Below are 12481 nucleotides of genomic sequence, written 5' to 3' on the forward strand. Positions count from 1 at the left end.
AAGCGTAGGCGTCAGGCGGGGGTGACCGGACCATGGCCGGGGGCGGGGAAGAGGCGCTCCAGGAGGTCGCGCAGGGCGACGCGGTCGGCGTCGGGGAGCCCGTCGAGTGCGGTGTGGGTGGCGAGCATGCCCGTGCGCACCGTCTCCACCGTGCGCATCCCCTGGTCGGTGAGGACGACGTTCTTGACGCGGCGGTCGGTGGGGCTGGGCTCGCGGCGCACCAGGGCGCGCGCTTCGAGGCGGTCGATGATCCCCGTCACATTCGACGCGTCGCAGTGCAGCGTGGTGGCGAGCGAGCGCATGGAGGCGGGGCCGCGGCGCAGCACGGTCAGGGTCTTGGCCTGGCTGGAGGTGAGGCCCTCGTCGGCGGCGGCCGACGTGAAGTCGCCGTAGAAGCCGGCCAGGGCGTCCCAGATGGCGTCCATGAGCGTGAGGTTGCTGACGGCGGTGGGGCGGGTTCCGGGCATGCCGTCCACTGTACCCGCGGTTCGAGCGAAACTTGACTACCTCAACCTTTGATGTTTACCTTCATTAAGTTGCTTGAGGTAATCAAGCTTTCCTCTGCTCAGGCACCGCGCGTGCCTGCTCCTGCCGTACGGAAGAAAAAGTGACCACTAACCAACGCCCCAGCGGCGGAACCGGGCTCGTCCTGGTCCTCGGCCTCGCCGCCATGGTCGTCTCGATGATGCAGACCCTGGTCGTGCCGATCCTCGGGACGATCCAGAGCGACCTCGGCACCACCACGTCCGGCGTCAGCTGGGTCACCACCGCGACCCTGCTCTCCGCGGCCGTCTTCACCCCGCTGCTCGGCCGCTTCGGCGACATGCACGGCAAGAAGCCGACGCTCATCGGTGTGCTCGTGGTCATGGTCGCGGGCTCGGTGCTCGCCGCCACCACCAGCTCGCTGGTGCTGCTGATCGTCGGCCGAGTGCTCCAGGGCGCGGCCACCGCGATCTTCCCGCTGGCCCTTTCCGTGCTGCGCGAGGAGATTCCGCCGCAGAAGCTGCACGGCGCGATGGCGCTGGTCAGCGGCACGCTCGCGTTCGGCAGCGGCCTCGCCCTGGTCGGCGCCGGCCTGCTCACGCAGGGCGCGCACCCCGACTACCACCGGGTGTTCTGGCTCGCCGTGATCCTCGCGGTCGTCGCCCTCATCGCCGTGATCCTGGTCGTGCCCGCCTCCCGTACGAAGACGGGCGGACGCACCGACTGGCTCGGCGCGGCCACGCTCGCCGCCTTCCTCGTGATGCTCCTGCTGCCCATCTCGCAGGGCCACGAGTGGGGCTGGTCCTCCGGCCGTACGATCGGGCTCTTCGTCGGCGCGGTCGTCATGGCCGGGGTCTGGGTCCTGGTCGAGCGCAAGGTCGCCGAGCCCATGGTCGACATGCGGATGTTCGCGCACCGGCCGGTGCTCTTCACCAACCTGGCCGGGCTGCTCCTCGGCTTCGCGATGTTCTCCCAGTTCATCGGCGTCTCGTACCTGGTGCAGATGCCGGACCGCCTCACGGGGTACGGCTTCACGGCGTCCGTGCTCCGCGCCTCCGTCGAGTACCTGCTGCCCACCACCCTCGTCTCGCTGATCGCCGCGCCGCTCGGCGGGCAGCTCGTGGGGCGGATCGGGGCGCGCTTCACGCTCGCGGCGGGTGCGGCCTTCGGTGTGCTCGGCTTCGCCTGGCTGACCGGGGCGCACGACTCGACGTCGTCCGTCATCCTCGCGGGCATGCTCATCGGTGCCGCGATCAGCTTCGGGTACGCGGCGATGCCGGCGCTCATCGTGGCGAGCGTGCCGCACCACCAGACGGGGATCGCCAACGGGATCAACTCGATCTCGCGGTCGGTCGGTTCCGCGATCGCCAGTGCGGTGATCACGTCGCTGCTCGCGTCGAAGGTGATCGCCGGGTTGCCTGCGGGGGTGCCGCCGCTGCCGGCGGAGAGCCAGTTCACGCTGTCGTTCGCGCTGGCGGGGGTGGCGTTCGTGCTGGTGATCGGGGTGGCGCTGGTCGGGCTGTCGTCCGACAGGGCCGCGCGGCGCCTCTCCGCGCCCGCCCCGACGCGGGACGCGTCCCCGGCGGAGCCGGAGCTGGAGCGGGCCTGAGCGGGCTTGCCGGGGCTCCGCCCCAGACCCCGTTCGCGCCTGAAGGGCGCTCGTCCTCAATCGCCGGACAGGCTGAGGTGGCCCGCATGGGCCGGGGTCGCGCAGCCGGGCGGGGTGCTCGGGATGCCGTGCTGCCCAGGTTGACCCACCTAGGGGCGCGGGGAACTGCGCGAGACGCGGGCACGGTCCGCAGACGAAGGCGGGGTTGCCTGGGGCTCCGCCCCAGACCCCGTGTCGCGCCTTAAGGGCGCTCGTCCTCAATCGCCGGACGGGCTGGGGTGGCCCGCATGGGCCGGGGTCGAGCAGCAGGGCGGGGTGCTCGGGATGTCGTGCTGCCAAGGTTGACCCACCTAGGGGCGCGGGGAACTGCGCGGGACGCGGGCACGGTCCGCAGGCGAAGGCGGGGTTGCTGGGGCTCTGCCCCAGACCCCGTTCGCGCCCGAAAGGCGCTCGTCCTCAATCGCCGGACGGGCTGAGGTGGCCCCCAAGGGCCGGAGCCGAACAGCCGGACGGGCTGGGGTGGCCCCACGGGCCGGGGCCGTACAGCCGGACGGGCTGGGGTGGCCCCACGGGCCGGGGCCGTACAGCCGGACGGGCTGAGGTGGCCCGCATGGGCCGGGGCCGTACAGCCGGACGGGCTGAGGTGGCCCCCACGGGCCCGGGTGCGCGAAACCCCGGCCCCGCCCGTCGAGGGCGGGGCCGGGGTCAGGGCGGTGGGGCTACGCCGCGTGGATTCCCTGTTCCTTCGGGGGGACGTGCGCGCAGACGCGGTCGCGGCGGGCCGCCCGCGTGAGGCGGGCCAGGGGGCCCGGAAGCCCCAGGTTCACGAAGCCCTCCGCCTGCATCACGGCGAAGCCGATGCGAGGGAGGTCCGCATGGGCCCGGTACACCATGAAGCGCGGCTCCCAGCGCGGCTGGAACTTCGCGTTGAATTTGTAGAGGGATTCGATCTGGAACCAGCGGGAGAGGAAGACGAGCAGGCCGCGCCACATCCGCAGCACCGGCCCCGCGCCGATCTTCTCGCCGCGCGCCAGCGCCGAGCGGAACATCGCGAAGTTCAGCGAGACCTGGCGTACGCCGATCTTCTCGCAGGCCTGCAGCGAGGCCACGATCAGCAGCTCGTTCATGCCGGGGTCCGCCGCACGGTCGCGGCGCATCATCTCCAGGGACATGCCGTCCTTGCCCCACGGCACGAAGTGCAGGATCGCCTTCAGGTCGCCGTAGGGGGTGGGGGCGGCGCCCTCGTCGTCGGCCTTGTGGGCCGTCGCGATCACGCAGTCCCCGTCGTTCGGGTCGCCGATGCGGCCCAGCGCCATCGAGAAGCCGCGCTCGGTGTCGGTGCCGCGCCAGTCCTCGGCGGCCCGCCGGATGCGCTCCAGCTCCCCGTCGGAGAGGTCACGAACGCGCCGCACGCGGGTTTCGTAGCCATTGCGCTCGATGCGCTTGACCATCTGGCGTACGTTCCGCATGGCGCGTCCGGCGAGGGAGAAATCCGCGACGTCCACCACCGCCTCGTCACCCAGCTCCAGCGCGTCGAGCCCGGTCTCGCGGGTCCAGACCTCGCCGCCGGTCTCGGAGCAGCCGACCACCGCCGGGGTCCAGGAGTGGGCCTTGGCCTCGTCCATGAAGCGCTCGATGGCGCCGGGCCACGCCTCGACGTCGCCGATCGGGTCGCCCGAGGCGAGCATCACACCGGAGACCACGCGGTAGGTGACGGCCGCCTTGCCGCTGGGCGAGAAGACGACGGCCTTGTCGCGGCGGAGCGCGAAGTGGCCGAGCGAGTCGCGGGCGCCGTGCCTGGCGAGCAGCTCGCGCAGCTTGTGCTCGTCGTCCTCGGTGAGCCGGGCCGCCGGGTGCTCGGGGCGGAAGGCCAGGTAGATCGTGGTGATCGCGGTGAGCAGACCGAGCGCGCCGAGCGAGTACCCGACGGTCCAGCTGGTCTTGCCCTGGTACTCGACCGGGCCCTCCACGCCGAACAGGCCGAACATCACGTGCTGGATGCGGTCCACGATGCTCGGGTTGCCGACCGTGCGGTTGGGGTGGACGCTCACGATGACCAGGCCCAGGCCCAGCGAGCCCGCTCCCATCAGGAAGAAGTTCGCCACCGCCTTCCAGCGGCTGCGCGGGTCGGGCAGGGCGGTGAACTCGCTCCGGTGGCGGACGAGCAGCGTGAGAAGTACCAATGAGATCAGCACCCCGACCACGGAGTGCCGGTACCAGAACTGGGCCACCGCCCCGATCGGCAGCAGCACCACGGCGGCCCGCCAGGCTCGCCGCTTGCGGCGCTTCAGGCCGTGCGCGAGGAGCAGCAGCAGGATGCCGGCGCAGAGCGCCACGGCCGCCGCGAAGGGGCCGAAGGTGCCCGGCAGCACTTCGCTGACGCTGTGGAACCGACTGTGCCGGACGCGATCGAAGACTCCGGCCGCGACGTCCAGGAGGCCCACGATCGTGCAGGCCGTACCGACCAGCTTGGGAACCGACTCGGGGCGCGGCCCGCGGAGGACCTTTCGTACACGAGTCGGAACCGATCCGTTTTTGTCCCCATCTATCCTGACAGACATCGCTTCCCGTGACTCCGCGAGAGATTCAGTTGGCCGGGGGACGGCGTCCGCACCGTCCAGCCGGACAATTTGCGCCCTCTAGGACGGGACTTGCGGGGGGTGGGTTCCCTCGCTCTCAGGAAAATCTCAGCCAGAAAGTTTCATCGACTCATGGGTCTCACGAGCAACAAGGTCCTGGCACTCGCCGTGTTCCTGGCGGTGGTGCTGTTCGCGGTCACCATCTGGTTGTGGCCGCGCCTGGCGCGTCGCAGCTGGAAGGCCGTGACGGGCCGGATCGGGCTGCTGCTCGCGACCCAGCTGGCGATCTTCGCGTCCGTGGGGCTCGCCGCCAACAACTCGTTCCTCTTCTACGGATCGTGGGCCGACCTGTTCGGCCAGGAACAGGGCGTCGGCAAGGTCGTCGACCATTCGGCGGGCGGCAAGGACGTCCAGGTCGTCGCCAAGCAGAAGCCGGACACCCCCGGCGCGGGAAAGCCCCAGGTGGGGGGCGAGATCCAGAAGATCATGCTGGCCGGTGAAAAGTCGGGGATAACGAGCCCGGCGTACGTCTATCTCCCGCCGGAGTACTTCCAGAAGGCGTACGAGAAAACGACGTTCCCCGCCGCGATCGTGCTGACCGGCTACCCGGGCACCGCCGAGAACCTGCTCAAGGGGCTGCGCTACCCGAAGACGGCCTGGGCGCAGGCCAAGCAGAAGAAGATGCAGCCGATGATCCTGGTCATGATGCGCCCCACGGTGGCCGGCCAGCGCGACACGGAGTGCGTCGACATACCGCGCGGCCCGCAGACCGAGACGTTCTTCGCGAAGGACGTGCCGAAGGCGATCTCCGCGACGTACCGCGTCGGCACCAAGGCCCGGAACTGGGGCTTCATCGGCAATTCGACCGGCGGCTACTGCGCCCTGAAGATCGGCATGCACCACCCCGAGCAGTTCGCCGCGAGCGCCGGCCTCTCCGCGTACTACAAGGCGGCCGACGACCCGACGACCGGCGACCTCTTCCACGGCGACAAGCACCAGCAGAACCGGGCCAACCTGCTGTGGAGCCTGGACCACCTGCCGACGGGCACGTCGTCCTTCCTGGTGACCAGCTCCCTGTCCGGCGAGGACAACTACAAGCCGACCCAGGCGTTCATCAAGAAGGTGAAGGCGCCCGGCCGCGTCTCGTCCATCACGCTCGACAGCGGCGGGCACAACTTCAACACCTGGCGGCGCGAGATCCCGCCGACCCTGGAGTGGATCAGCGGGCGGCTCAGCGCGAACTGACCGAGTCGACCGTCACCTCGGTGCGCGGCACCGCGTGGGCGTCCGCGTCGATGGAGCGGCGCAGCGCCTCGTGCAGCCGGGCGGGCGTCAGCACGCCGAGGAAGCGGCCGCGCTCCTCGCGGTCGATCACCGCGATCCAGCCCGCGTCGTGCTGGAGCATCGTGGCGAAGGCCTGCTTGAGGGAGGCGCCGACCGGCAGCCAGGCCTCCATCCGCCGGGCGTGCTCGCGGACCGTGCCCGTGCCGAGCCGGGCCTGCTCGCCGGAGATCCAGCCGTGCAGGTTGTCCTCGCCGTCCAGGACGACGGCCCAGCGCGCGATGTCGGCCGGCAGCGGGTCGTCGAGGTGGACCACGGGCGGCTGGTCGAGGTCGCTCTCCTCGATGGGCGTCACCGAGAGGCGCTTGAGGCCGCGGTCCGCGCCGACGAAGTCCGCCACGTAGTCGGTGGCGGGGGCGCCGAGCACCGCGGCGGGGGCGTCGAACTGCTCGATGGAGCCCTGCCCGTAGACGGCGATGCGGTCGCCGAGGCGGACCGCCTCCTCGATGTCGTGGGTGACGAACAGGACGGTCTTGCGCACCTGCGACTGGAGCTTGAGGAACTCGTTCTGGAGCCGCTCGCGCACCACCGGGTCGACCGCTCCGAACGGCTCGTCCATCAGCAGCACGGGCGGATCGGCCGCCAACGCCCTTGCCACGCCGACCCGTTGGCGCTGACCGCCGGAGAGCTGCTCCGGGTAGCGCGAGCCGTACGTCTTCGGGTCGAGCCCCACGAGGTCGAGCAGCTCGGCGGCGCGCTCGTGCGCCTTCGCCTTCTTCACGCCGAGCAGGTGCGGCACGGTCGCGGTGTTCTCCAGGACCGTCTTGTGCGGGAAGAGCCCGACCTGCTGGATCACATAGCCGATGCGGCGCCGCAGCTGGACCGGGTCGACGGTGGCTATGTCCTCGCCGTCCACGTATATCCGCCCGCCGGTCGGCTCGATGAGGCGGTTGACCATCTTCATGGTGGTGGTCTTGCCGCACCCCGACGGGCCGACCAGGGTGACCAGTTCACCCTCGGCCACCTCGAAGGAGAGATCGTCCACGGCGATGGTGCCGTCGGCGTACCGCTTGGTGACGTGCTCGAACCGGATCATGGGTCCCCATTGTGAAGGCTGGCGTGCGCGCTTGTGTGAATCCCATGTTGCTGTACTGCAAAGGCCCACGGCGATTGTCAGTGGCCGGGGATAGGGTTTGGTACGTACGTTCGGGGCACCTTGGGGAGGTGCGAGGGAGGTGGGGGCGTGGCGCAGAGCTGTCTGGCGGCGAACGACTGGATCTGCTGGGAGTACGTCAGCTCCCGCAGCCAGGAGCTGACCGACGCGACGGTCCAGCACATCTGGATCACCGCGGTCTCGGTGCTCATCGGCCTGCTCGTCGCCTTCCCCCTCGCGCTGCTCGCCCGGGGGCGCAAGGGCGTCGCGGCCACCGTCCTCGGCTTCACCACCGTGCTCTACACGGTGCCCTCGCTCGCCATGTTCGCCCTGCTGCTCCCGGTGTTCGGTCTCTCGGCCGGCCTGGTGATCACGGGCCTGGTGCTGTACTCGCTGACGATCCTCGTGCGCAACATCCTGGCCGGGCTCGAATCGGTGCCGTCCGACGCCCTGGAGGCGGCCCGCGGCATGGGATACGGGCGGACACGCCTGCTCTTCGAGGTCGAGCTGCCGCTCGCGCTGCCCGCCCTGATGGCCGGCCTCCGGATCGCCACGGTCGCCACGGTCGCGCTGACCACGATCGGCTCCCTCGTCGACCACGGCGGCCTCGGCAACCTGATCGAGCAGGGCCTGCCCACCTTCTTCAAGGCGCAGATCCTCACCGCGTCCGTGCTGTGCGTGGTGCTCGCGATCGCCGCCGACCTGCTGCTCCTCGGCGTCCAGCGGCTGCTCACCCCGTGGACCCGGATCCGTACGGCGAAGGCGGTCTGAGCGATGGGAGTCTTCACACAGGCCTGGACGTGGCTGACCACGGGCGCCAACTGGTCGGGGGAGGAGGGGGCCTGGCACCGGCTCGGCGAGCATGTGTACGTCAGCGCGCTCGCCCTCGTCGTGTCCTGCCTGGTCGCGCTGCCCCTCGCGCTCTGGCTCGGCCACATCGGCAAGGGCGGGGCGCTCGCCGTCAACATCTCCAACGTCGGCCGGGCGATACCCGTCTTCGCGGTGCTCGCCCTGTTCATGGTGACGCCGCTGCGCAACGCGGGCTATCTGCCCACCGTGATCGCCCTGGTGCTCTTCGCGGTGCCGCCGCTCCTGACCAACGCCTACGTCGGCATGCGCGAGGTGGACGGGGCGGCGGTGGAGGCGGCGCGCGGCATGGGGATGTCGGGGCGCCAGCTCTTCCTCCAGGTCGAGCTGCCGCTGGCCTACCCGCTGATCATGACCGGGCTGCGCTCGGCGGCGGTGCAGATCATCGCCACGGCGACGATCGCCGCGATGGCCGGGCTCGGCGGGCTCGGCCGCATCGTCACGGAGGGGTTCGCGGTGTACGACACCCCGCAGGTGGTGGCGGGCGCGATCCTCGTGGCGGCGCTGGCCCTGCTCGTGGAGGGTGCTCTGGTGGCGGTCGACCGTCTCTTCAGCCCGCTGCGCAAGCGTTCGTGACCCTGTTCCGCCGTCTGCCGTCCCCTGTTAAGTCCCCTTGATGCCTTCCGGATTGGTGAACTTCCATGAGCAAGATCCTGCGTACGACCGGTGCGGTCCTGGGCACGCTGGCGCTGGCCGGCACGCTGGCCGCGTGCGGCGGCGACAGCCTGGAGAAGAGCAAGGACAAGAGTAGTTCGAGCACGTCCGGTGGGTCGAGCAGTACGGACGGCGGCAAGAAGGGCTCGCTGGTGATCGGCGCGGCCGGCTTCACCGAGTCGGCGGTCCTGGCGGAGCTGTACGCCCAGGTCCTCTCGGACGCCGGGTACTCGACGTCGGTGACCACCGTGAAGAACCGGGAACTGTACGAACCCGCCCTGGAGAAGGGTGAGATCGACGTCGTTCCCGAATACGCGGCCACGCTCACCGAATTCCTCAATGCCAAGGTCAACGGCGACAAGGCGAAGGACAAGCCGCTGGCCTCCAGCGATGTCACCGCCACCCTCGGCGAACTGACCAAGCTCGCCGGGCCGCGCGGCCTGAAGGTTCTGCCGGCCGGCGGGGCGGTCGACCAGAACGCGTTCGCGGTGACCAAGGAATTCGCCGCCAAGAACAACCTCAAGTCCCTTTCGGACCTGGGCGCTTCCAAGCAGAAGGTGAAGATCGCCGCCGGTGACGAGTGCAAGATCCGGCCATTCTGCGCGCCGGGTCTGACGTCGAAGTACGGGATCGATGTCACCGGCATCGACCCCAAGGGCGTCGGCACCCCCGGCGCCAAGCAGGCCGTCAAGGACGGTGTGGACCAACTGGTCCTGACCACCACGACCGACGCGACCCTGGACACCTACGGACTGGTCCTGCTCCAGGACGACAAGAAGCTGCAGAACGCGGACAACGTGCTGCCGGTCGTCAATGCGAAGGACGCGGGCGCGCCCGCGATAGCCGACGCGCTCGGCAAGCTGACCAAGGCCCTGACGACCGACGATCTGGTCGGTCTCAACCGCAAGGTCGACGCCGAGCGGGCCAAGCCGGCCGATGTCGCGAAGGCGTATCTCCAGTCGAAGGGACTGATCAAGAAGTAGCCGAATTTGGCGATCGGAGTAACTACAGGGGAACAGATTGGCGGGCGAGGGTCCATATGAGGTCTACGCACGGTAAATTTCAGGCCATGCCACGTGGACGCCACCGTCATTCCCCTCCGCTGCACCGGCTCCTCCAGCCGTCGGCCGTCGCCGGCGTCTCGGTCATCTGCGCCGGTGGCGCCTGGCTCTTCGACCAGCCCGCCGCGCTGCGGGCGCTGGCCGCCGCGGCCGCTGCGGCCTGCGTCACCGGCTCGGTGCTCATGCGCTCCTGGGACCGGGCCGCGGGCCGCCGCGTCGCCGAGCTGACCCGCTCGCGCGCGGCCGACCAGTGGCGCACCGAGGAGCGGATCGCCGAGCTGGAGACCGAGTTGGAGGAGTCGCGCGAGCTGCGCGGCCGCCTCGACGCCAAGCTGCGCGCCAAACGCAAGGAGCTGGCCGGGCTGCGCGGCGAGCACGCGGCGCTGCTGCGGCGCTACGCCAACGCCGAGACCGAGCGGGCCAGCGCCCTGGAGGGCCGCCGCCGGCTCGCCCTCGAAGCGAGCGGGCCCAAGGCACTGCTGCGGTCGGGCAGTACGCCCACACCGGCGTCCTACCTCGCGGCCGCCCGCGCCCTCGAATGTCTCTCGCTCAGCGCCGAACGCCAGGCGAAGGCGCGGGCCGAGGCGGAGTCCGGGACCGGCGCGGCACGGGCCGGGGCCGGTGCCCGAGAGGCGGAGGAGCCGCAGGGGAAGCCCGCGGCGGCCCTCGGCAGCGGGGAGCACACCCGCCCGTCGGCCGCCCTCCCCGCCAAGCCCCGCCAGGCCGAACTCCCGGCGGCACCCGCCCCGGTGGCCTCGGCCGTGGTGCCCTACCTCGCCCGCCGCGCGGTCCGCCCCGAAGGCAGCTTCGACTTCTTCGGCACGGGAGGCGCGGGCGCCCCCACGGACGCCTCCCCGGAGGCCCGCCGGACGGCGGAGGCCGCGATCGAGGCCGTGCAGGACGAGGACCTGGCCGACGTGGTGGGCGAGGAAGTCCTGGCGGACCGGGCGCAGCAGGGCCCGGAGAAGGTCGTCGGCGAGGTCATCGACCTGACCGCGCACGACGAGACCGAACAGCTGGACCTGGTCGAGCTGCGCACCGCGATCTCGTAGCCGCGATCTCGTAACCGCGGTTCCGAAGCCGCGATCCCGTAGGTCCTGTGGTCACGGGGGCGGAACGCGGTACCGGGCGGGATCTGCGTCCGGTACCGAGGCCGCCGCATCGGGGCGGGTGTCGGTACCGGACGCAGAGTCCGGATGCGCGGAGCGACCGGCATCCGGGCGGGCTCCCTCCCCCCGAGCGGGCCCGCGGGAACCATGGTGTTCGGGGCCCCGCCGACTTACCAGGGGGCACGGGAGCAGACCACGGCGACGCGGGCGGTTCCGCGCGCCACGGCCGCCCCCGGTGACCGCCCCCGCGACGGGTGCGCTCCCCTCCGGGCGGGGCCGGCTACTTGTCGATGTCTCCGACGACGAAGAACAGCGACCCCAGGATCGCGACCATGTCGGCGACGAGCGTCCCCGGCAGCAGCACGGCGAGGGCCTGGATGTTGTTGTACGAGGCCGAACGCAGCTTCAGCCGGTACGGGGTCTTCTCGCCCTTGCTGACGAGGTAGTAGCCGTTGATACCGAGCGGGTTCTCGGTCCAGGCGTACGTCTGCCCCTCGGGCGCCTTGAGGACCTTGGGCAGCCGCTGGTTGATCGGGCCGGGCGCGAGGCCGGCCATCCGGTCGAGGCAGGCGTCGGCGAGGTCGAGCGCGTTGTGGGTCTGCTCCAGGAGGCACTCGAACCGGGCGAGGCAGTCGCCCTCGGTACGGGTGACGACCTTCAGGGTGTCCTGGAGCTCGCCGTACGCGAGGTACGGCTCGTCGCGCCGCAGGTCGAAGTCGACGCCGGAGGCGCGGGCGATGGGCCCGCTGACGCCGTACGCGTGGACGGCGTCGGCGGACAGCACGCCGACGTTCCTGGTGCGGGCGCGGAAGATCTCGTTGCCGAGCACGAGCCGGTCGTACACGTCCATCCGCGAACGCACCGACGCGATGGCGTGCCGGACCCGGCCGAGCCAGCCGAGCGGCAGGTCCTCCTTGAGGCCGCCGACCCGGTTGAACATGTAGTGCATGCGGCCGCCGGAGACCTCCTCCATCACGGCCTGGAGCTCCTCGCGCTCGCGGAAGGCGTGGAAGACGGGGGTGATGCCGCCGAGCTCCAGCGGGTACGAGCCGAGGAACATCAGGTGGTTGAGGACGCGGTTCAGCTCGGCGAGCAGGGTGCGGGTCCAGACGGCCCGCTCGGGGACCTCCATGCCGAGCATCCGCTCGACGGCCATGACGACGCCCAGCTCGTTGGAGAACGCGGAGAGCCAGTCGTGGCGGTTGGCCAGCATCACGATCTGGCGGTAGTCGCGGGCCTCGAAGAGCTTCTCCGCGCCACGGTGCATGTAGCCGATGACCGGGTCGGCCTGCTGGATGCGTTCGCCGTCGAGCACGAGCTTGAGGCGTAGCACTCCGTGGGTGGAGGGGTGCTGGGGGCCGATGTTGAGCACCATGTCGGTGCTTTCCGCTCCGCCGCCGATGCCGACCGTCGTCTCCGTCATGCTGGCCAGTATCCCCTGGTGGCCCCAGCCCCCACCCCCCGGCCTTCGGCACCCGGCCCGCACGCGGCCGTCCGCGCAGTTCCCCGCGCCCCTATCAACCCCGCTTTCGTCCGCGGACCGTGCCGGCTCACCCGCGCAGTTCCCCGCGCCCCTGTAGGGCACCCGACGTCCGCGCCCCTGGCGGAGTCGCACTTTGGCAGGGTGGCCAGCATCGGCCACCTCAGCCTGTCCGGCGTTTGAGGACGAGCGCCCTTCAGGCGCG

Annotated in this window: 10 protein-coding genes; 6 read left to right on the forward strand and 4 right to left on the reverse strand. The window is 70.9% G+C overall.

All coding sequences use genetic code 11. The annotated features are described in order from the left end of the window. Positions 1-11: 11 nt before the first annotated feature. A complete protein-coding gene (locus OOJ98_RS32360; RefSeq protein ID WP_267058663.1) occupies positions 12-467 on the reverse strand; it encodes a MarR family winged helix-turn-helix transcriptional regulator in 456 nt (151 codons plus the stop codon). Between the two features lie 140 nt (positions 468-607). Between OOJ98_RS32360 and OOJ98_RS32365 the strand changes: the two genes are divergently transcribed. Next, a complete protein-coding gene (locus OOJ98_RS32365) occupies positions 608-2092 on the forward strand; it encodes an MFS transporter (RefSeq protein ID WP_267058664.1) in 1485 nt (494 codons plus the stop codon). A gap of 719 nt (positions 2093-2811) precedes the next feature. Here the strand turns inward: OOJ98_RS32365 and OOJ98_RS32370 are convergent. Next, a complete protein-coding gene (locus tag OOJ98_RS32370; protein ID WP_267058665.1) occupies positions 2812-4653 on the reverse strand; it encodes a phosphatidylglycerol lysyltransferase domain-containing protein in 1842 nt (613 codons plus the stop codon). A gap of 150 nt (positions 4654-4803) precedes the next feature. On the opposite strand from OOJ98_RS32370, the gene OOJ98_RS32375 reads away from it, so the two are divergent. Further along, on the forward strand, positions 4804-5916 hold the full coding sequence (locus tag OOJ98_RS32375; protein ID WP_267058666.1) for an esterase family protein: 1113 nt from the start codon (positions 4804-4806) through the stop codon (positions 5914-5916). Here the strand turns inward: OOJ98_RS32375 and OOJ98_RS32380 are convergent. Beyond that, a complete protein-coding gene (locus OOJ98_RS32380; RefSeq protein WP_267058667.1) occupies positions 5903-7048 on the reverse strand; it encodes an ABC transporter ATP-binding protein in 1146 nt (381 codons plus the stop codon). The genes OOJ98_RS32375 and OOJ98_RS32380 overlap by 14 nt on opposite strands. A gap of 147 nt (positions 7049-7195) precedes the next feature. Between OOJ98_RS32380 and OOJ98_RS32385 the strand changes: the two genes are divergently transcribed. The 4 genes from OOJ98_RS32385 (at position 7196) to OOJ98_RS32400 (ending at position 10739) form a co-directional block, all read left to right on the forward strand. Next, positions 7196-7876 (forward strand): ABC transporter permease, encoded by a 681-nt coding sequence (locus OOJ98_RS32385; RefSeq protein WP_267058668.1) that lies wholly within the window; start codon positions 7196-7198, stop codon positions 7874-7876. 3 nt (positions 7877-7879) lie between these two features. Beyond that, the gene (locus OOJ98_RS32390) at positions 7880-8548 is read left to right on the forward strand and encodes an ABC transporter permease (protein WP_267058669.1); all 669 of its coding nucleotides are present in this window, start codon (positions 7880-7882) and stop codon (positions 8546-8548) included. 65 nt (positions 8549-8613) lie between these two features. After that, on the forward strand, positions 8614-9609 hold the full coding sequence (locus OOJ98_RS32395) for an ABC transporter substrate-binding protein (protein ID WP_267058670.1): 996 nt from the start codon (positions 8614-8616) through the stop codon (positions 9607-9609). 86 nt (positions 9610-9695) lie between these two features. Continuing rightward, entirely contained in the window at positions 9696-10739 is a 1044-nt protein-coding gene (locus OOJ98_RS32400) for a hypothetical protein (RefSeq protein ID WP_267058671.1), read from the forward strand. 337 nt (positions 10740-11076) lie between these two features. Here OOJ98_RS32400 and OOJ98_RS32405 read toward each other — a convergent pair whose 3' ends face one another. After that, positions 11077-12219, reverse strand: a complete 1143-nt coding sequence (locus OOJ98_RS32405; protein WP_267058672.1) for an NADH-quinone oxidoreductase subunit D — start codon at positions 12217-12219, stop codon at positions 11077-11079. Positions 12220-12481: the final 262 nt, after the last annotated feature.

Origin of the sequence: Streptomyces sp. NBC_00083 (genome assembly GCF_026343295.1) — a bacterium.
Classification (GTDB): domain Bacteria; phylum Actinomycetota; class Actinomycetes; order Streptomycetales; family Streptomycetaceae; genus Streptomyces.